At 73.1% G+C, this 18257-nt stretch carries 15 protein-coding genes; 9 read left to right on the top strand and 6 right to left on the bottom strand.

Going from position 1 to position 18257, the window contains the following annotated elements; all coding sequences use genetic code 11:
• Window position 1: 1 nt before the first annotated feature.
• From KPF22_RS29375 to KPF22_RS33430, 5 genes are all read left to right on the top strand, one after another.
• The gene (locus tag KPF22_RS29375; protein WP_224403941.1) at window positions 2-868 is read left to right on the top strand and encodes an oxaloacetate decarboxylase; all 867 of its coding nucleotides are present in this window, start codon (window positions 2-4) and stop codon (window positions 866-868) included.
• Window positions 865-1860, top strand: a complete 996-nt coding sequence (locus tag KPF22_RS29370) for a C-terminal binding protein (RefSeq protein WP_224403940.1) — start codon at window positions 865-867, stop codon at window positions 1858-1860. The genes KPF22_RS29375 and KPF22_RS29370 overlap by 4 nt, the downstream gene beginning before the upstream one ends.
• A 139-nt stretch (window positions 1861-1999) precedes the next feature.
• Complete coding sequence (locus tag KPF22_RS29365) at window positions 2000-3289, top strand: nucleotide sugar dehydrogenase (protein ID WP_224403939.1); 1290 nt, start codon at window positions 2000-2002, stop codon at window positions 3287-3289.
• A 2-nt stretch (window positions 3290-3291) separates the two neighbouring features.
• Window positions 3292-4380, top strand: coding sequence for a glycosyltransferase family 4 protein (locus KPF22_RS29360; RefSeq protein WP_224403938.1), 1089 nt, complete (start codon window positions 3292-3294; stop codon window positions 4378-4380).
• Window positions 4377-4961 (top strand): acyltransferase, encoded by a 585-nt coding sequence (locus KPF22_RS33430; protein WP_224403937.1) that lies wholly within the window; start codon window positions 4377-4379, stop codon window positions 4959-4961. The genes KPF22_RS29360 and KPF22_RS33430 overlap by 4 nt, the downstream gene beginning before the upstream one ends.
• Here the strand turns inward: KPF22_RS33430 and KPF22_RS29350 are convergent.
• Window positions 4925-5623: a class I SAM-dependent methyltransferase gene (locus KPF22_RS29350; RefSeq protein ID WP_224403936.1), complete on the bottom strand. Its 699-nt coding sequence runs from the start codon at window positions 5621-5623 to the stop codon at window positions 4925-4927. The genes KPF22_RS33430 and KPF22_RS29350 overlap by 37 nt on opposite strands.
• A 116-nt stretch (window positions 5624-5739) precedes the next feature.
• On the opposite strand from KPF22_RS29350, the gene KPF22_RS29345 reads away from it, so the two are divergent.
• Genes KPF22_RS29345 through KPF22_RS29335 form a run of 3 tightly spaced genes read left to right on the top strand, consistent with a single transcriptional unit; the run spans window position 5740 to window position 8962 of the window.
• Window positions 5740-6831, top strand: a complete 1092-nt coding sequence (locus tag KPF22_RS29345; RefSeq protein WP_224403935.1) for a DegT/DnrJ/EryC1/StrS aminotransferase family protein — start codon at window positions 5740-5742, stop codon at window positions 6829-6831.
• Window positions 6831-7820: a Gfo/Idh/MocA family protein gene (locus KPF22_RS29340; protein WP_224403934.1), complete on the top strand. Its 990-nt coding sequence runs from the start codon at window positions 6831-6833 to the stop codon at window positions 7818-7820. The genes KPF22_RS29345 and KPF22_RS29340 overlap by 1 nt, the downstream gene beginning before the upstream one ends.
• Window positions 7817-8962: a glycosyltransferase family 4 protein gene (locus KPF22_RS29335; protein ID WP_224403933.1), complete on the top strand. Its 1146-nt coding sequence runs from the start codon at window positions 7817-7819 to the stop codon at window positions 8960-8962. The genes KPF22_RS29340 and KPF22_RS29335 overlap by 4 nt, the downstream gene beginning before the upstream one ends.
• 17 nt (window positions 8963-8979) lie before the next feature.
• Here the strand turns inward: KPF22_RS29335 and wecB are convergent, their stop codons facing one another.
• The 4 genes from wecB to KPF22_RS29315 form a co-directional block, all read right to left on the bottom strand.
• The gene (gene wecB / locus KPF22_RS29330) at window positions 8980-10044 is read right to left on the bottom strand and encodes a non-hydrolyzing UDP-N-acetylglucosamine 2-epimerase (protein ID WP_224404001.1); all 1065 of its coding nucleotides are present in this window, start codon (window positions 10042-10044) and stop codon (window positions 8980-8982) included.
• Between the two features lie 18 nt (window positions 10045-10062).
• Window positions 10063-11604 carry a lipopolysaccharide biosynthesis protein gene (locus KPF22_RS29325; protein ID WP_224403932.1) on the bottom strand — a complete coding sequence of 514 codons (1542 nt, stop codon included), beginning with the start codon at window positions 11602-11604 and terminating at the stop codon, window positions 10063-10065.
• 43 nt (window positions 11605-11647) lie between these two features.
• A complete protein-coding gene (locus tag KPF22_RS29320) occupies window positions 11648-13798 on the bottom strand; it encodes a DUF6541 family protein (protein ID WP_224403931.1) in 2151 nt (716 codons plus the stop codon).
• 127 nt (window positions 13799-13925) lie between these two features.
• The gene (locus KPF22_RS29315) at window positions 13926-15968 is read right to left on the bottom strand and encodes a DUF6541 family protein (RefSeq protein ID WP_224403930.1); all 2043 of its coding nucleotides are present in this window, start codon (window positions 15966-15968) and stop codon (window positions 13926-13928) included.
• A gap of 176 nt (window positions 15969-16144) precedes the next feature.
• On the opposite strand from KPF22_RS29315, the gene glf reads away from it, so the two are divergent.
• Window positions 16145-17365, top strand: coding sequence for a UDP-galactopyranose mutase (gene glf / locus KPF22_RS29310; RefSeq protein WP_224403929.1), 1221 nt, complete (start codon window positions 16145-16147; stop codon window positions 17363-17365).
• Here glf and KPF22_RS29305 read toward each other — a convergent pair whose 3' ends face one another.
• Complete coding sequence (locus KPF22_RS29305; protein ID WP_224403928.1) at window positions 17366-18148, bottom strand: IclR family transcriptional regulator; 783 nt, start codon at window positions 18146-18148, stop codon at window positions 17366-17368.
• Between the last annotated feature and the right edge of the window lie 109 nt (window positions 18149-18257).

The raw sequence follows: 18257 nt of genomic DNA, 5'->3' as shown, positions 1-18257 counted from the left end.
CATGCTTCCCAGCCCCGCCGGCGCGCTGCGCCGGCTGCTCGCCGGGCCGGACATCGTGCTCGCCCCCGGCGCGGCGGACTCGGTGACCGCCCGCCTGGTGCAGGCCGCCGGCTTCCCCGCCGTCTACCTGACCGGCTTCGGCGCGACCGCCAGCCGTCTGGGCACCCCCGACATCGGCCTGCTCAGCCAGACCGAGATGACCGAGCACGCCCGCAACATGACCCGGGCGGTCGGGATCCCGGTGGTGGCCGACGCCGACACCGGCTACGGCGGTCCGTCGAACATCGAGCGCACCGTCCACGAGCACCTGCAGGCCGGGGTGGCGGCCATCCACCTGGAGGACCAGGTCGCGCCGAAGCGGTGCGGCCAGATGGCCGGTGTCCGGCTGATCGACGCGGAGGAGAACGCGGCGCGGCTGCGCTGCGCCGTCCGGGCCCGCGGCGAGCACGACCTGGTGATCATCGGCCGCACCGACGCGTTGCAGTCCGCCGGTGTCGACGAGGCGCTGCAGCGCGCCGCCCGCTACGCCGACGCCGGGGTCGACCTCGTCTTCGTCGACGGGGTGAAGACCGTCGCGGAGGTGGAGAAGATCGCCGCCGGGGTCCCCGGGCCGAAGGTCGTCTCGCTCGTCGACGGGACCGACGCCGCCCGGCTCGCGGCGTCGGACCTGCAGGAGCTGGGCTTCGACCTGGCGCTCTTCGCGGTGACCACGCTGTTCGCCGCCACCCGCGCCGCCGCGGACGCGCTCGCGGGTATCGCCGCCACCGGCTCGCTCGCCGGCGGGCCCACCCGGCACACCTACGACGAGTTCACCCGCGTCGTCGACCTCGCCCACCACCAGGACCTCGACCACTCCTTCGGAGCGTGACCGCCGTGCCCACCGTCGTCGTCACCGACTACGAGTTCCCCGACCTCGACCTGGAGCGGACCCTCGTGGAGGAGGCCGGGCTGCGGTTCGTCGCCGCCCGTACCCGTACCCCGGACGAGATCGTGGCCGCCTGCGCCGGTGCGGACGGCATCATCAACCAGTACGCCCAGCTCACCGCCGACGTGATCGCCCGGCTGCCCCGGACCCGGGTCATCTCCCGCTACGGGATCGGCCTCGACACGATCGACGTCGCGGCGGCGACCGAGGCCGGGATCGTCGTCGCGAACGTGCCCGACGGCTCGCTCGACGACGTCGCCGACCACGCGGCCGGGATGATCCTCGGCCTGGCCCGTGGTCTGGGCCGGCACGACCGGGCGATGCGGGCGGGCGGCTGGGACTACGCCGCCGCGGGACCGCTGCTGCGGCTGCGCGGCCGCGTCCTGGGGCTGGTCGGGTTCGGGCAGATCCCGCGCCGGCTCGCGACCCGGATGCAGGCGTTCGGGATGACCGTCCTCGCTACCGACCCGCACACCGACGCCGCCGTCGCCGCGGACGCCGGGGTGGAGTTCGTCGGCCCCGCCGAGCTGTACCGCCGCGCCGACGTGGTGTCGGTGCACGCACCGCTGACGCCCTTGACCACCGGGCTGGTGGACGCCGCCGCCCTCGCCGCGATGAAGCCGACCGCGTACCTGGTCAACACCGCGCGCGGCCCGGTGGTGGACGAGGCCGCGCTCCTGCACGCACTGACCACCGGCGGCATCGCCGGGGCCGGGCTCGACGTGTTCGCCGCGGAGCCGATCGCGCCGGACCACCCGCTGCGGGGACTCGACCAGGTACTGCTGAGCCCGCACTGCGCCTGGTACTCGGTCGACTCCGAGGTCGAGATCCGCAGCAAGACCGTCCGGAACGTGATCGACGTCCTGTGCGGGCGGGCGCCGGCCTACCCGGTGAACCGGCCGGGGCACCCGCGCGCGGCGACGGTCGTCGGCTGAACGGCCGCGGGCTCGCCGCCCCGGGGCGGCACGCCGCGCAGCCCGGCCTCCGGCAGCTCGTCGGGTGGGGTGGACCGGACGGTCGGTCAGCCCCTCTAGGCTCGGGCCCGTCAGCCAGCTCCCGACCGGAGGAAGCGCCGTGAGGATCGCCGTCATCGGACTGGGCAAGATCGGTCTGCCGCTGGCCGCCCAGTTCGCCTCGCGCGGACACGACGTCGTCGGACTCGACGTCGACCGGCGGGTCGTCGACCACGTGAACACCGGGACGGAGCCCTTCCCCGGTGAGGCCGGACTCGGCGAGGCACTCGCTACGCTGGTCCCGCAGGGCCGCCTGCGCGCCTCCACCGACTACGCCGACGGTGTGCCCGGGGCCGACGCGATCGTCCTCGTCGTGCCGCTGTTCGTCGACGACGAGGCGCGACCCGACTTCCGATGGCTCGATGCGGCCACGGACGAGCTGGCCCGCCACCTCACGCCGGGAACACTGGTGTCCTACGAGACCACCCTCCCGGTCGGCACCACCCGCGAGCGCTGGAAACCGATGCTGGAGAAGGGCTCGGGCCTGCTCGAGGGCGTCGACTTCCACCTCGTGTTCTCTCCCGAACGGGTCCTGACCGGGCGGGTGTTCGCCGACCTGCGGAAGTACCCGAAGCTGGTCGGCGCGCTCAGGACCGAGGGTGCCGAGCGCGCCCGGGCCTTCTACGAGTCAGTCCTGGAGTTCGACCAGCGTCCCGACCTCGCCCGGCCCAACGGCGTCTGGGACCTGGGGTCGGCCGAGGCCGGCGAGTTCGCGAAGCTCGCCGAGACGACCTACCGCGACGTGAACATCGGGCTCGCGAACCAGTTCGCGCGGTTCGCGGCCGCGAACGGCATCGACGTGCACCAGGTGATCGAGGCGTCGAACTCCCAGCCCTACAGCCACATCCACCGGCCGGGCATCGCGGTCGGTGGGCACTGCATCCCGGTGTATCCGCGCCTCTACCTGTGGAACGACCCCGACGCGTCGGTGGTCCGCGCGGCCCGCCAGGCGAACGCGGACATGCCCGCCTACACGGTCGGGGTGCTCGCCGGAGCGCACGGCGACCTGACGGGTGCCCGCGTCGTCGTCCTGGGCGCCGCCTACCGCGGAGGGGTGAAGGAGACGGCGTTCTCCGGTGTCTTCCCGACCGTCCATGCCCTGCGCGCGGCCGGAGCCGTACCCCTCGTCCACGATCCGCTGTACACCGACGACGAGCTGCGGTCACTGGGGCTCGAGCCCTACCGGACGGGCCAGCCGGTCGACGCCGCCGTGCTCCAGGCCGACCACGCGGAGTACGCCGGACTCGGGCCGGCCGACCTCCCCGGGGTGCGGACGATCGTCGACGGGCGCCGGATGCTGGACGCCGAGAATTGGGCCGGGGTGCAGCTGCGCGTTGTCGGGGCGCCCTGACCGTGCGGGTCGCCGTCGTCACGACCTGGTTCCCGGACGGGGCCTCACCCGCGACCGCGCCCTTCGTGGTCGCGCACGCGACGGCCGTCGCCCGTCGGCACGACGTCACCGTGGTGCACCTGCGGCTGGGCGGTCGCGGTGCGGTCGTGGAGGAGGAGTACCGGGGGCTGCGGGTCGTCCGGGTGCCCGTCGACCCACGGCTGCCGCTCCACGCCACCGGTGCGCTCCGGACGCTAGCCGGGCTCCTGCGTCCGGCGGACGTCGTGCACAGCATGGCGTTCTCCACCGTGGGCGCCCTCGCCCCGCTGACGCCCGTGATCATGCGGCGCTGGGTGCACTCGGAGCATTGGAGCGGTGTCGGCTTCCCGGAACGGGTCGACGGGCCGTGGCGTCGCGTCGCCGGTGCGCGGCACCTGCTGCGTCTGCCCCGGCGGGTCAGTGCGGTGTCCTCACTGCTGGCCGAGAGGATCACACCGTTCACCCGCCTGGACGCCGTGGAGGTCGTGCCGTGCGTCGTCGACGTCCCGGCCCAGCCGACTCCCGCTCCGGCCGGTGGGCGCTGGGGTCTGGTGGCGGTCGGGGGCCTGGTCCCGGGCAAGCGGCCGCTCCTGGCCGTGGAGACCGTGCGGGAGCTCGTCGACCGCGGGGTCGACGTCGGCCTGACCTGGGTCGGGGACGGGCCGCTCCGGACGCAGGTCGAGGAACGGTCCCGCGCGCTCGACGTCGCGGACCGGGTGCGGCTCGTCGGGTCGGTGCCCCCGCAGGGGGTCGCGCAGCACCTCGCCCGCAACGCGCTCTTCTTCCTGCCCACGGCGTTCGAGACATTTCTGGTCTCCGGGGCGGAGGCCCTCGCGGGCGGGCGTCCCGTGGTCCTCACCGGGGAGGGCGGTTTCGTCGACTACGTCGACGAGACGGTCGGGACCGTCGTCGCCGACGACTCCGTCGGCGGTCTGGCCGAGGCACTCGTCGCCGCACGGGCCCGGTTCGACGGTGTCCCACCCGAGCACTTCCGGGCCGCGGTTCTCCCGCGGCTCGGGTCCGAGGCGATCGGACGACTGTTCGACGACTTCTACGGGAGGGCCCTGTCGTGAGCAACATCGCACCCGGTGCCGACATCGCCGATTCCGCGTCGGTCGCCGACGACGCCCGGATCTGGCATCTCGCCCAGATCCGCGAGGACGCCGTCGTGGGCCGGGGCTGTGTCGTCGGCCGGGGGGCCTACGTCGGGAACGGTGTCCGCGTCGGGGACAACTGCAAGATCCAGAACTACGCGCTCGTCTACGATCCCGCCCGCCTCGCGGACGGGGTGTTCGTCGGCCCGGCCGCAGTCCTGACCAACGACACCCACCCCCGTGCGGTCAACCCCGACGGTACCCCCAAGAGCGCCGCCGACTGGGACCCCGTCGGTGTCACCGTCGACGAGGGGGCCTCGATCGGGGCCCGGGCCGTATGTGTGGCGCCGGTGCACATCGGGGCGTGGGCGACCGTGGCCGCCGGGGCGGTGGTCACCCGTGACGTTCCGCCGCACGCGCTGGTGGTCGGGGTGCCGGCGCGTCGTGTGGGCTGGGTGGGGCACGCCGGCGCCCCGCTGCGCGAGGAGGACGGTCTCTGGGTCTGCCCGCTGAGCGGGAGGACCTACCGCGAGGTGGACGGCGAGCTCACCGGGTCCTGAGCGCTGCGCCGGAACAGGACGAAGGTCGACCCCAGGTCCACACCCGCCGGCGGGTCGGCGCGGTCCTCGACGACCCACTCTGGACGGTTGCGGGCCACCCACCCAGTGAAGCAGCGGTGCCGCTCGTGCGGTGCGGGGGCGGGTGTCTCGGTGTCGTAGGAGCCGATCACCACGAACCGTCGCGCGCTGTCGAAGAGCCGGTGCATGTAGCCCTCGAAGATCTCGTCCTCCACTAGGTGGAAGACCACTTCGAGCGACAGGGCGAGATCCGCGCGCAGCCAGCCCGCGGAGTCGTCGAACGCCGCCGGGTCGTAGCAGAGGAAGCTCTTGCCCGGGTCGTCGCGGAACCGGTCCACGCACGCCCGGACGGCCGCGGGGGAGACGTCCAGACCGAGGTAGCTCGGATAGTCGGCGAAGGACAGCTGGCTGCCGTCACCGCAGCCGAGGTCGATCACGGACTCCACACCGTGGATACGCACCCAGCGGTTGACCAGGTCGGCCTTCCACCGCGCCTGCGCGCCGTACGAGCCCGCCCCCGAGTTCCCTCCGCGGCTGTACCGGTTCTCCCAGTACCGTGCGGTGCCCCCGAACAGGAGTCGGCGCCGGACACGGACGGCGACCGGAGTGGCTGCGACGGTGCTCAATGCGGATCTAACAGACATTAAGGTCACGATACCGATGTCGGCGACTGCATGACGCTCGCGGGCCGGGAACGAGCGCCCGGGGCCACCCGACTACTGTCGAGGCGCCCGTGCGTCGACGAACCGAGGACTGTTGCGTGAGCAAGGAGTTCATCCCGGTAGCCCGCCCGATCATCGGTGACGGCGAGCGCGCCGCCGTCGACGCCGTGCTCCGTTCGGGCATGCTCGCCCAGGGCCGAGAGGTCGGGGCGTTCGAGAAGGAGTTCGCCGACGACCTGCTCGACGGCCGGCCCGTGGTCGCGGTCAACTCGGGCACGGCGGGCCTCCACCTCGGGCTCCTCGCGGCCGGCGTCGGTCCTGGCGACGAGGTCGTCGTCCCGTCCTTTACCTTCGCAGCGACGGCCAACGCGGTCGCGCTGACGGGTGCCACGCCCGTGTTCGCCGACATCCGAGCCGACGACTACTGCCTCGATCCCGCGCACGTCGAGAGCCTCGTGACCGGCCGGACGAAGGGAGTCCTGGCCGTGCACCTCTACGGTCAGCCCGCCGACATGACGGCCCTGTCCGACGTCGCCGCGCGCCACGGCCACGACGTGTACGAGGACGCGGCTCAGGCCCACGGAGCCGCCATCGGCGAACAGCGGGTGGGCACGTTCGGCGCCTTCGCGATGTTCAGCCTGTACCCGACCAAGAACATGACCTCCGGCGAGGGTGGGATGGTCTCGACCGGCGACGAGGACCTCGCCCGACGGGTGCGGCTGCTGCGCAACCAGGGCATGGAGCGTCAGTACGAGAACGAGGTCGTCGGCTTCAACGCCCGCATGACCGATCTCCACGCGGCGATCGGCCGGGTCCAGCTCGTGGACCTCCCCGGCCGGACCGAGGCCCGCCGGGACAACGCGCGCTTCTTCGACGAGCACCTGGTGGGGGTCGGGACCCCGGTGGTCCGGCCGGGCGTGCGGCACGTCTACCACCAGTACACGATCACGGTCCCCGACGACCGCGACGGCTTCGTGGCCGCGCTCCGGGACGAGTACGGCGTGGGCAGCGGCGTCTACTACCCGACTCCGGTCCACCGGCTGCTCTCGTTCGGCCGGTCGGACACGCTCCCGGTCACCGACCGGGTGTGCCGGACCGTGCTGTCGCTGCCCGTGCACCCCTCGCTCGACGCCGAGGACCGCGACCGGGTCGTCACCGCGGTCAACGCCCTTGCGAAGGCGGGTGCGTGATGGCGAACCTGCGCGCGGGGCTCATCGGTCTCGGGATGATGGGTCGGCACCACGCGCGCGTCCTGCGTGAGCTCCCGGGGATCGACCTGGTCGCGGTCGCCGACGCCGACGGCGACCCCCATGGCGTCGCGGGCCCGCTGCCCGTCCTGCACGGGGTAGAGGAACTGATCGCGGCGGGGATTGACGTCGCCGTCTGTGCTGTGCCGACCGCCATGCACGAGCCGATCGGGCTCGCCCTCGCCGAGGCCGGGGTGCACACGCTCGTCGAGAAGCCCGTGGCGCACAGCGTCGTCGCGGGTGAGCGGCTGGTCGAGGCCTTCGCCCGGCGCGGACTGGTCGGTGCGGTCGGCCACATCGAGCGGTACAACCCCGCCCTGCAGGCACTGCGCACCCGCGTGGCCGACGGGCAGGTGGGCGAGGTCTTCCAGATCGCCACCCGCCGGCAGGGCCCGTTCCCCGCCCGGATCGCGGACGTGGGCGTGGTCAAGGATCTCGCCACGCACGACATCGATCTGACGAGCTGGCTCGCGCAGTCCCGGTACGTCGCCGTGACCGCACAGACGACGACCCGGTCGGGGCGCCCCCACGAGGACATGGTCGCGGTGACCGGTCGCCTCGAGAACGGGACGATTACCAACCACCTGGTCAACTGGCTCTCGCCGATGAAGGAGCGCGTCACCATCGTCACCGGGTCGAAGGGGGCGTTCGTCGCGGACACCCTGACCGCCGACCTCACCTTCCACGGCAACGGTGTGATCGACACCGAATGGGACTCGGTGGCGAACTTCCGCGGTGTGAGCGAGGGCGACGTGACCCGCTTCGCCATCCCGAAGCCCGAGCCGCTGCGTGTCGAGCACGAGGCGTTCCGCGACGCCGTCCTCGGACTGCGGGACCACACGGTCTCGCTCGCCGACGGGCTGGAGACGCTGCGGACGGCCGAGTGGGTGCTCGGGTCCGCCGAGCGGATGGCCGCGGACCTGCCGGTATGAGGATCGTGCTGGCCACCCGGCTCTTCCGCCCCGAGGTCGGGGCCGCCGCCTTCCGGCTGGCCGCGCTGACCGATGCGCTCACTGAGCGCGGACACGAGGTCAGGGTGGTCACGACGAGGCCCCCGGCGTCGGCCGGGCCCCCACCGGAGGAGCGGGCCTCGGTCTCCCGGTGGCCGGTCATGCGTGACGCCGGAGGGAACGTCCGCGGCTACCTCCAGTACGCGAGCTTCGACGTGCCGCTCCTGGGGCGCCTGGCAGCCGGCCGTGGCGCCGACCTGGTCGTGGTCGAGCCACCGCCGAGCACCGGGGTAGTCGTGGCCCTGGCGACGCTGCTGCGTCGTACCCGCTACGTGTACTACGCGGCCGACGTGTGGAGCGACGCCCTCGTCGCGGCGGGGGCCGCTGCCCCGGTCGTGGCGCTGATGCGGATGCTCGAGCGGATCGCGCTCCGGCGCGCAGTGCGGGTGATCGCCGTGTCCGACGGTGTAGCGGATCGGGTCCTCTCGCTCGGTGTCGCGCCGGACCGGGTGGCCGTCGTCCCCAACGGCATCGACACGACGCTGTTCTCCCCGGAGCCCGCGGTCACCCGTGAGCCGGTCTTCGTCTACACCGGCACGATGTCGGAGTGGCAGGGCGCTGAGGTGTTCGTCCGAGCGCTGCCCCTAGTGCGGGAGAAGTACCCCGAGGCCCGTCTGCGCTTCTTCGGGCAGGGGTCCGCGGAGCCGGAACTGCGGCGACTCGCCGCCGAGCTCCCGGCCGGCTCGGTCGAGTTCGGGGGAGTGGTCCCGCCGGTCCGGGCGGCCGAGGAGCTCCGCCGGGGCACCGCCGCCCTGGTGAGCATCGTGCCGGGGCAGGGCTACGACTTCGCCCGACCGACGAAGATCTATGCGGCCACCGCCTGCGGCACTCCCGTGCTCTACGCGGGCCGCGGCGCCGCCGCCGACATGGTCCGCGACGCCAGGCTCGGCGCTGCCGTCGGACACGATTCGCGCGCCGTCGCCGACGGGATGCTGGAGATGCTGGACGCCGGGGCCCCGGACTCCGCGCACCTGGTCGAGTGGACCCGGACGCACGCGTCGCTCCGTTCGACCGGCCGGTCGGTCGCCGACGAGCTCGAGGGTGTCCTCGCGCGAGGAGCCTGAGCCGTGCGGCTGCGGCGTCAGATCGTCGCCCGCCCGGCGTGGTGCTGCTCGAGGGCGTCGACGACACGGCGGGCGGCGTCACCGTCGCCGTAGGGGGCCGCCGAGGTGGGGGCAGGGGCTGCCCGTCCGACGATCTCCCCCAGCCGCTCGAAACCCTCGTCCACCAGGACGTTCCAGCCGAGGTCGACGGTCTCCACCCACTCGGTCTCGGGCCGCAGCGTCGTGCAGGGCACACGGAGGAGAAACGCCTCCTTCTGGAGGCCCCCCGAGTCGGTGACCACGCCGGTGCTGCGGCCGACCGCCGCGACCAGGTCGGGATACCCCAGCGGGTCAGACAGCCGGAGGGCCCCGACGTCGAGCGTGATGCCGTGCCGCTCGGCCGCCGCGCGCAGGCGCGGATGGGCCAGCAGGACGACGGGCCGGTCCAGTCCGGCGAGCCCCTCGACGATGCTCCGCAGACGGTGCGGCTCGTCGGTGTTGTCGGGCCGGTGCACGGTGGCGACGAGGTAGTCGGTCCCCTCGACCTCCGGCAACGGGTGCGGGCGGTGGGCTCCGGCGGCCAGGACCCGGAGGAGGACGTCGGTCATGACGTCACCGACCTCGACGGTACGGGACGCCAGTCCTTCGGAGCGGAGGTGCTCGGACGCGGTGGGCGTCGGAGCCAGCAGCAGGTCCGCCGCGTGGTCGGTGAGGACCCGGTTGATCTCCTCCGGCATCCGCCGGTTGAACGAGCGGAGACCGGCCTCCAGGTGGGCGACCGGGACGTGCACCTTCACCGCCGCCAGCGCCGCGGCGAGGGTGGAGTTCGTGTCCCCGTAGACGAGCACCCAGTCCGGTGCGGTCTCCCCGATCAGCTCCTCGATCCCGGCGAGCATCGTGCCGGTCTGGGCACCGTGCGAACCCGATCCGACGCCCAGGTTGTGGTCCGGGTGCGGGATGCCGAGGTCGGTGAAGAAGGCGTCGCTCATGTTGTGGTCGTAGTGCTGCCCCGTGTGCACGATGACGTGCTCGGCGCGACCCGCCAGGGCCTGTGCGACCGGGGCGAGCTTCACGAACTGCGGGCGGGCACCGACGACACTCATCACGCGCACCGGCCCAGCCTATGGGGTGGCCTCGCCCCCGCTGCGGGTGCCGCCGTCCCCTGCCCCCGGCCGCAGGATCCGCGCCGTCTCCCCGCCGAACAGCGCCGCCCACAGCAGCAGGAAGGCGGCGACGGCGACGAGGTCGGTGCCCCCGTGCGGGCTCCACTGCTCACGCGCCGCCTCCAGGCCGCCGACGAGTGCGCACCCGGTGGTCACACGCACCGTGAACCCCCGCCACCGCTGGCCCTGCCGCCACCAGACCAGCGCGAACGGGACGAGCCCCACCACGGCCATACCGCAGAGATAGCCGAGTGCGATGCCGGTGACGGAGCCGGTCCCGACCGACACCGACAGCACGGCCAGCCCCACCGCGAACCCGACCAGCCGGACTGTCCCGACGGTCCGTGGGCCGGTCGGATCCATCGAGTTCAGCGACTCCGTGCAGGCCGTCGCCGAGGTCAGCAGGAAGCTCGCGAGGAGCAGGATCTGGAGCACCGGGATGGCACCCTCCAGGTCCGGCCAGACCACGTCGACCACGGCCCGCGCGCCCAGGACCAGGGCCCCGAACGCCGCCCCGATCAGAACGATGAGCCCGCGGTGGGCGAGGTCGGTCTGCCGCCGGGCCTCTTCGACGTCGCCGCGGCCCACGGCGCCCGACAGGGCCGGCAGCAGGATGAGGCTGAGGACCGACGACACCATCGAGGCCGGCGTGGCCAGTGTGAGCGCCGCGGCGTACGCATCGGCTCCCCGGAGGTCCCCGGTCTGACGTGCGATGACCATCGTGAGCTGGAGGAACCCTGCGGTGGTCAGCGATCCGACGACACCCCAGCCGACGAACCCGCGGATCTCGGCGCGGAGCTCGGCGGACAACACGGTGCGCCTGCCCCGTGGCCACCCGAGGACCGCGTAGCCGAGGTAGCCCACCGTGATCGGGACCAGGATCAGGTCGGTTGCGCCCGCGGCGAGCACGACCAGCAGGCCGCTAACCGCCACGACGAGTGCAGCGACGTCCCCGACGGTCGCGCGGAGCACCCGCTGCGTCGCGTAGTGCGCGGACCGGACGTAGGTGTAGGTCGACCAGCCGACGGTCAGCAGCCCGACGAGCACCCCGGTGCCCGCCTGGCCCGGTGCCAGCCAGAGCCACGTCACCAGGCCGGCTGCGACCGCTAGCAGCCCCGACGTCGCGAGGCACCACGATCCGAGGTGGTGCATCAGGCCGGCCCGGCGTTCAGGGTCGGCGGACTCCCGGGCGAGGAACTTCGCCGCGGCCGCACCCAACGAGGTCGGCCACAGCAGGCTCGCGAGCAGCGCGGTGGAGATGGCGCTGTTCGTCGCGGACAGGAAGCCGGCGGGCAGGGACCGTCCGATGATCACGCTGTACCCGAACCGGACCAGGCCCTGCGCGACGATACCCGCGGTCGACACGAGACCGCGGGACCGCATCGGCAGCGGGACGACATGGGTCTGCGCGTCGGGCCGGGACAGCAGTGAGCGTCCCTGCCCGACGACCGGCACACCGGCGGCCGCGGGCTCTGTCGGATGCTGCCGGCCGGAGGTCACGGTCGTCCAGGGTAGGGCGACACCGTCAGATGCCCGGGATCGGTCAGGGCTGCCCGTCGACCGGGGCGGCACACGCCGTGATCCGGAAGAGCTCGTACCCCCCACCCGAGGTGATCGGTTCGAAGCCCGGGGCCTCGGCCAGCTGCGTGATCCCCGGATACGACGACGCCCGTCCGTCCCACGGCCAGAAGTGCACCGGACCGTCGATCGCATAGGTGGTCCGGGTCGCCGTCACCGCCGAGCACACCTCCGGATCGGTCGCGACGTCGCGCAGACGCTGGGCGACGACCATGCGGTCGGGGTCCCAGTTCCCGCCGACGTGGGGGTAGAGGACGTCCTGTCCGGACAGGGCGTACAGCAGGGCGTTACCGGTAAACGGGTTGGCGGCGACGACCGCGCCGGGCGGGAGCAGCGTGCCCGCGTCCTCCAGGAACTCGCGCTGGCCGGGGACGAGGATCGGGCTCGCCGGCTGCTGGTAGGGGCCGGCGAGGACATCGGCGTGCGTCCCGATCTCGAGCCCGTTCGACAGCACGGCCAGCGCCGTCACCGCGACCGCCGCCACGGGGATCACCGCGCGCCGTCTGCGGAGGCGAGGGTGGTGGCGACCCGTCAACCGGGACACCAGTCGTACCGTCGCCGCGGACACGCCGAGGACGGCGATCGTGGCGAGGGGGACCCCGCTGATCGGGACCATGGCTGCGAGCCGGTAGGAGTCGTTGTACCAGGCACCCGTCAGCGCGGTCGTGAGCTCGTTCTCCTGCGAGGCCGCCAGGACGTAGAGGAAGCCGGAGAGGGCGTGCGCGGGCACGAGCCACCCCGTGCTGGCCCGTCGCAGGGACGACACCGCGCCCACGAGCACGAGGACCGAGGCCACCCACAGCGCCGGCCGGCCGCTCGGAGCGTTCAGGAGCATGTCCTCGACCGCGCCCCCGGTGGTGGTGAACGCTGGCCAGTCGAACTTGCGCACACCGGCTAGGAAGGGGGAGGCGGCCAGGAACCAGACGGTCCCGGCGATGACCGCGGCCGCCCCGGCGAGTGCCGACAGCGGCTTCCAGACGTCGACCACACGGCGTACCCGTACGGCCGTGCCGAGGGCCGCCCACAGCATCGGGCAGAGACCGAGGACGGCGAGGCTGATCACGGCGTTGGGATGCGCGAGGCCGAGGGCAGGAACGGAGAGGACGAGCAGGACTAGGGCGCCGACCCTGCCGAGCACCGGGCGACGAGCGAGTCCGACGAGCGTGACGACGGCGGCGAGTCCGGCCGGAACCAGGGCCAGGCCCAGCAGGTTGGGCCACAGGACGCCGAACGACATCAGGAGCCACGGCAGTGCAGTGAACGCCGTCGCCAGAACCGGAGCGAGCAGGAACGCCGCCGGCGAGCGCCCGATCGTCTGCCGGACGAGCATCAAGCACGACAACGGCCACGCCACCGCGGCAACCGCGTAGGCAGTGACGTTGGTGGCCACCGGGATCGTCGTACCGGAGACCATGGCGACCAGGGCGACGAGGTCGTGCCACGCGGCGGGGTAGGCGACGTCCGACCGCCCCGGGGCGCTCAGGTTCCCCAGGGTCAGCGACGACCCGTCGCCCGTCGCGATGATGTGGGCCACCGCGTTGTAATGGAAGACGGCGTCGTAGGTCGAGGAGATCGCATCGACCGGTCCGAACCCCCGCACGACGGTGATCCAGCCGAGCACCGCGGCGGCCGCCGTGCCCAGGAACGCCGCGGGGCCGGCCCACCCGCCGTCCCGTCCCTCCCTGCCGGCTGCGGAGGGCCATGCGGTGGGCAGCGCCCGGGTCACCGGCTCTGGGGTGCGGGCGAAGCGTCCGGCGGGTGTGGCGAGCCGGACGGCCAGCGCCCGGACACGACGTACGGGTCCCGCGTGCGTGATCGCGGCCCGGACGCCGCGGTAGGTCACGTCCCCGGGGCGTCGCCGGGCGACGGCCAGCCGCACGACGGCGACCACCAGTGCCGATCCGATGGTCGAGACCGCGACGGGGAGCAGGGACCAGGCGACGCCGAGACGCTGCGCGACGATCGCCGTGCCACCGATGAGCCCGACCGACAGCAGCGGCGCCAGGCCCCACGGCGTGACGCCCCGCCATCCCGCCGCGCGGGCCACCAGCAGACCCGGCAGCACCACCACGAGGATCGCGACCATTGCGGCGGGTACCGCGGACAGCCACGTCATCGCCCGGCTCCTCCCGTTGTCTCCCAGCAGCCCCGTGGGCCGTCCGGACCTCCGGACCGGGTCGCTACCGGGCCGGGCGAGACCGTACCGCCTGCCGTGCCCGTCGCCCGTGGCCCGCCCGGGCGAGTCACGAATCGACGACGTGGTCGGGCAGGCAGGCCGTGATGCGGAACAGCTCGGCGTCCCCCTCCCGGGCGAGCAGCTCGAACCCGGGGACCGCGTCGAGGTCGTCGAGTCCGGGGTAGGCCGAGGAGCGGGGGTCGGAGATCTTGTACGTCGGAGTGGCGCTGATGACGTACCCGACGCCGGAGGCGGCCAGGGACCCGCAGACGGCCGGGTCGTTCGCCACGTCCCGGAGCCGCTGCGCGATCAGCTCCTGCGCCGGGTTCCACTCGCCGTGCAGGTGGGGGAACAGGACCCGGCGGCCGGTCAGCGGACGCAGCATCGAGGTACCCGCCCACGGGTTCTGCGCGACGACGGCATCGGGCGGGACGAGGTCACCGGTCTCGAGGAGGAGCCGCTCCACGGACGGCCGGAGCAGCACGTCCTCGGGATGCTGGTAGAAGGCCGCGAGCTGGTCCGCGTGCGTGGCGCGGTACATCCCGCCCGTGGTCGCGACGACACCGCCGACGACGACCGCCACGATCGCGGTGACAGCGATCCGACGGGACCCCTCGATGCGTAGCGATCCGGCCGTCGTGCGCAGGGCGACCGCGGCGGGAAGAGCGAGGGCACGCAGCCCGATCGCGGCGAGAGGCACGGCGATCACCGGAACCATCGCCTCCACTCGGGGGGCGTCGTTGTACCAGACACCCGTCCACACCGACGACCACGTCGTCACCGACACCACGCTCAGCCCGGCGACGACGAGGTAGGCGGGGACGAGCCACGACGTGCGGGCCCGCAGCAGGCTCGCGACGACGCCCGCGGTCACGAGGAGCGCGAGGGCCCAGGCAGGTTCGGAACCACCCGAGGACTGGACGAGGACGTCCACGGCCGCCTCGCGGACGGTCCGCTCGGGCTCCCAGTAGTAACTCCGCATGCTGTCGAACTGCGGCGACAGCACCATCGTGTGGAGCGCGGCGCCGATGCCGACGAGGCTCGTCCCCCCGATCGCGGCCACACGGACGACCTGCCACGTCCCCGCGGATCCGGCCCGCCGCAGGCTGCCGACGACGCCCCACAGGACCGCGGGGAGCGACAGGACGACCAGGCCGAAGACCGCGTTCGGATGAGCGAGTGCGAGAGCGGCGACGGCGACGAGCGGGAGGAACAGCCGGCCGACGGAGTCCGTGGGGATGTCCGGCGGACCCCCCGGCCGGGCGGCGCGGACGACGGCCGCCAGCGCCGCCGGGAGGAGCGCGACGCCGATCAGGTTCGGCCACAGCGCCCCGTAGGTGATCAAGGTCCACGGGAAGGCCAGGAACCCGACCGACAGGACGGGCGTCACGAGCGTCAGCGCGGCCGAGCGGCCCGCCACCGTCCGGACCAGGACCAGGCAGGACAGCGGCCAGACCACGACGGAGACGACCGCGGCGGCGATGTTCGACGCGATGACGATCGCAGCGGACGGGCCGGCGTGCGGCACGAGGAGCGAGACGAGGTCGTGCCACGCAGCCGGGTACGGGGAGCTGGCGTTGACAAGTCCGCTGAGGTCGAGGGCGGACCCGTTCGCGCGGTCGAGGATCCGGCCCACCGCGTTGTAGTGGAAGTTGGCGTCGAAGGTCTGGGACAGAGCGTCCGGTGAGCCCATTCCGGCGGCGACGGTCCGGAGCCCGAGCAGGCCGGCCAGCGTCATCCCGAGGACGGCGGCACCGGCGACCCAGTAGCCGTCGCGGTCGCCCCTCGTCCACGGGCGGCGGAGCGCACGCATCCACGAGGCGGGGTCCGAGACCACGGACCACGCGGCGAGCGGCCGGTACAGCAGCCGGGCTGCGACGACCACCCCGACCAGCCACAGGGTGGCCTCGATCGGAACCGCGCGGCTCCACGGAACACCCCACGACCCGGCGGCGACGGCGGAGCCGGCGATGACGCCGACCGACAGCACGGGGGCGAAGCCCAGGGCGGTCAGCCCGCGGAGGCCGGCCGAGAGGCTGATCGCCAGCCCCGGGAGAACAACCCAGGCGGTGGCGAGGGCGAGCAGCGGACCGGCCGACAGCCAGCTCACAGCGTGTCCCGCCTCTCGGTCGATTCGCGGCTCCGCGGCGTCGACGATCGGAAGATGCGCGCCGTCCGGAGATCCGGACCTCCGTGGTGCCGGATAAGTCCGCTTCGGCGGGCCCCGTCCGAGGGTACCGAAGCCGCCGGGTGCCCCGGATCACGCCTGCCCTACCCTCGACGGCCGTGAGCGTCGACAGTGCCGACCTGAACGGTTACGACCTGAGCAGCTACGACCTGATCGTCGTCGGGTCCGGGTTCTTCGGACTCACCGTGGCCGAGCGCGTCGCCGACGGCCTCGGGAAGCGCGTCCTGGTCCTGGAGCGCCGGAACCACATCGGCGGCAACGCCTACTCCGAGGCCGAGCCGGAGACCGGGATCGAGATCCACCGGTACGGCGCGCACCTGTTCCACACCTCGAACGAGCGCGTGTGGGCCTACGTCAACCGGTTCACGAGCTTCACGAACTACCAGCACCGCGTCTTCGCCCGGGTCGGCGAGCAGGTCTACGCGTTCCCGATGAACCTCGCGCTGATCAACCAGTTCTTCGGGAAGGCCCACACCCCCGACGAGGCGCGCTCGCTGATCGCCGAGCAGTCCGCGGAGGTCGAGACCGGGCGGGCCGCGAACCTCGAGGAGAAGGCGATCTCGCTGGTCGGGCGCCCGCTCTACGAGGCCTTCGTCAAGGGCTACACCGCCAAGCAGTGGCAGACCGACCCCACCGAGCTGGACGCCTCGATCATCACCCGGCTGCCGGTCCGCTACACCTACGACAACCGCTACTTCAACGACACCCACGAGGGCCTGCCGACCGACGGCTACACCGCCTGGCTGGAGCGGATGGCGGACCACGGGAACATCGACGTCGTGCTCGACACCGACTACTTCGCGGTGCGCGAGCAGCTGCCCTCCGACGTGCCGGTCGTCTACACCGGACCGCTGGACCGCTACTTCGACCACGCCGAGGGCGAGCTGGGCTGGCGCACCCTGGACTTCGAGATGTCGGTCGAGCCGACCGGCGACTTCCAGGGCACCTCGGTGATCAACTACAACGACGCCGAGGTCCCCTTCACCCGGATCCTCGAGTTCCGCCACATGCACCCCGAGCGGGACTACCCGAAGGACAGGACGGTCATCGTGCGGGAGTACTCGCGCTTCGCCGAGTCCGGGGACGAGCCGTACTACCCGATCAACACCCCCGACGACCGGGCGAAGCTGGACCGCTACCGCGAGCTGGCCCGCAAGGAGACCGCGAACCGGGGCGTGCTGTTCGGCGGGCGGCTGGGGACCTACAAGTACCTCGACATGCACATGGCCATCGGGTCGGCGCTGACGATGTACGAGAACCGCCTCGTCCCGCACTTCACCGAGGGGCGCCCGCTGTCGGGCACCGAGGCCGAGGACTGATCACGGGGCGGAACGCCCCGGCGTCCACCCCAGCTCCGCCGACACCGCGGCCGCAGCGGCCGCCGTCGCCCGGCCCGTCCCGTCGAACCGGCCGTCCAGCCGGGCGGTCGGGCCCGAGACGTTGAGCGCCGCGACGACCCGGCCGCGGAAGTCGCGCACCGGTGCGGAGACCCCGGCCACGCCGGGCTCGAACTCCTCGTGGGACACCGCCCAGCCGCGTTCGGCGGCCTCCTGGATCGCCTGCCACAGCTGCGGGACCGTCCGGACCCGGGAGTGCGGGTAGTCCGGCACCAGGTCCTCGACGGCGCCGAACCGCACGAACAGCTCGTCGGGCGTCGCGTCGGAGAGCAGCACCCGGCCCGCCGACGTGCACGGCAGCGGCGCGCGCCTGCCCTCCCAGCCGGTCGTGCGGAACGAGTGCCCGGACACCGTCCGCGCGGTCAGCAGCGCGTCGTCGCGGAGCACGCACAGGTGCACGGTCTCCTCGGTCTCGGCAGCCAGCCGGTGCAGCACCGGCTCGGCCACGGCGGTCAGCCGGCTGTCGGTGCCCCGCGCGGCGAGCGAGAACAGCCGCCACCCCAGGCGGTAGACGAGCGTGTCCTCGTCCCGTTCGACGAGCCCGGCGTCGGCGAGGGCCCGCAGCGCGCGCGAGACCTGGCTCTTCTCCCGCCCGGTCAGCCGGGCGACGGCGACGACGCCCAACCCGTCGGTGCGCACGGCCTCGTCCGAGGCGAGCGCCTCCAGCAGCGCGACGTCGCGGCCGAGCCCGTAGCCGTTGTGCACACCGGTGACGCTAGTCCCGGTTGCCCTCAGCGCAACGATGATCTCGATTCCCGTTCGCCCCTGGCCGCGGGTGTGCCGACTTCCTACATTCGGGGACCAACCGGCTCGG

Source organism: Pseudonocardia sp. ICBG1034 (genome assembly GCF_020131375.1).
Taxonomy (GTDB): Bacteria; Actinomycetota; Actinomycetes; order Mycobacteriales; family Pseudonocardiaceae; genus Pseudonocardia; species Pseudonocardia alni.
The sequence above is the reverse complement of the archived record's forward strand: the minus strand, read 5'-3'. Positions and strand labels throughout refer to the sequence as shown.

What these genes read in the sequence shown, in the direction of transcription:
- KPF22_RS29375 (WP_224403941.1), top strand. Translation starts at nt 2, where the DNA reads ATGCTTCCCAGCCCCGCCGGCGCGCTGCGCCGGCTGCTCGCCGGGCCG.
- KPF22_RS29350 (WP_224403936.1), bottom strand. Translation starts at nt 5,623, where the DNA reads ATGTCTGTTAGATCCGCATTGAGCACCGTCGCAGCCACTCCGGTCGCC.
- KPF22_RS29340 (WP_224403934.1), top strand. Translation starts at nt 6,831, where the DNA reads ATGGCGAACCTGCGCGCGGGGCTCATCGGTCTCGGGATGATGGGTCGG.
- KPF22_RS29335 (WP_224403933.1), top strand. Translation starts at nt 7,817, where the DNA reads ATGAGGATCGTGCTGGCCACCCGGCTCTTCCGCCCCGAGGTCGGGGCC.
- wecB (WP_224404001.1), bottom strand. Translation starts at nt 10,044, where the DNA reads ATGAGTGTCGTCGGTGCCCGCCCGCAGTTCGTGAAGCTCGCCCCGGTC.
- KPF22_RS29320 (WP_224403931.1), bottom strand. Translation starts at nt 13,798, where the DNA reads ATGACGTGGCTGTCCGCGGTACCCGCCGCAATGGTCGCGATCCTCGTG.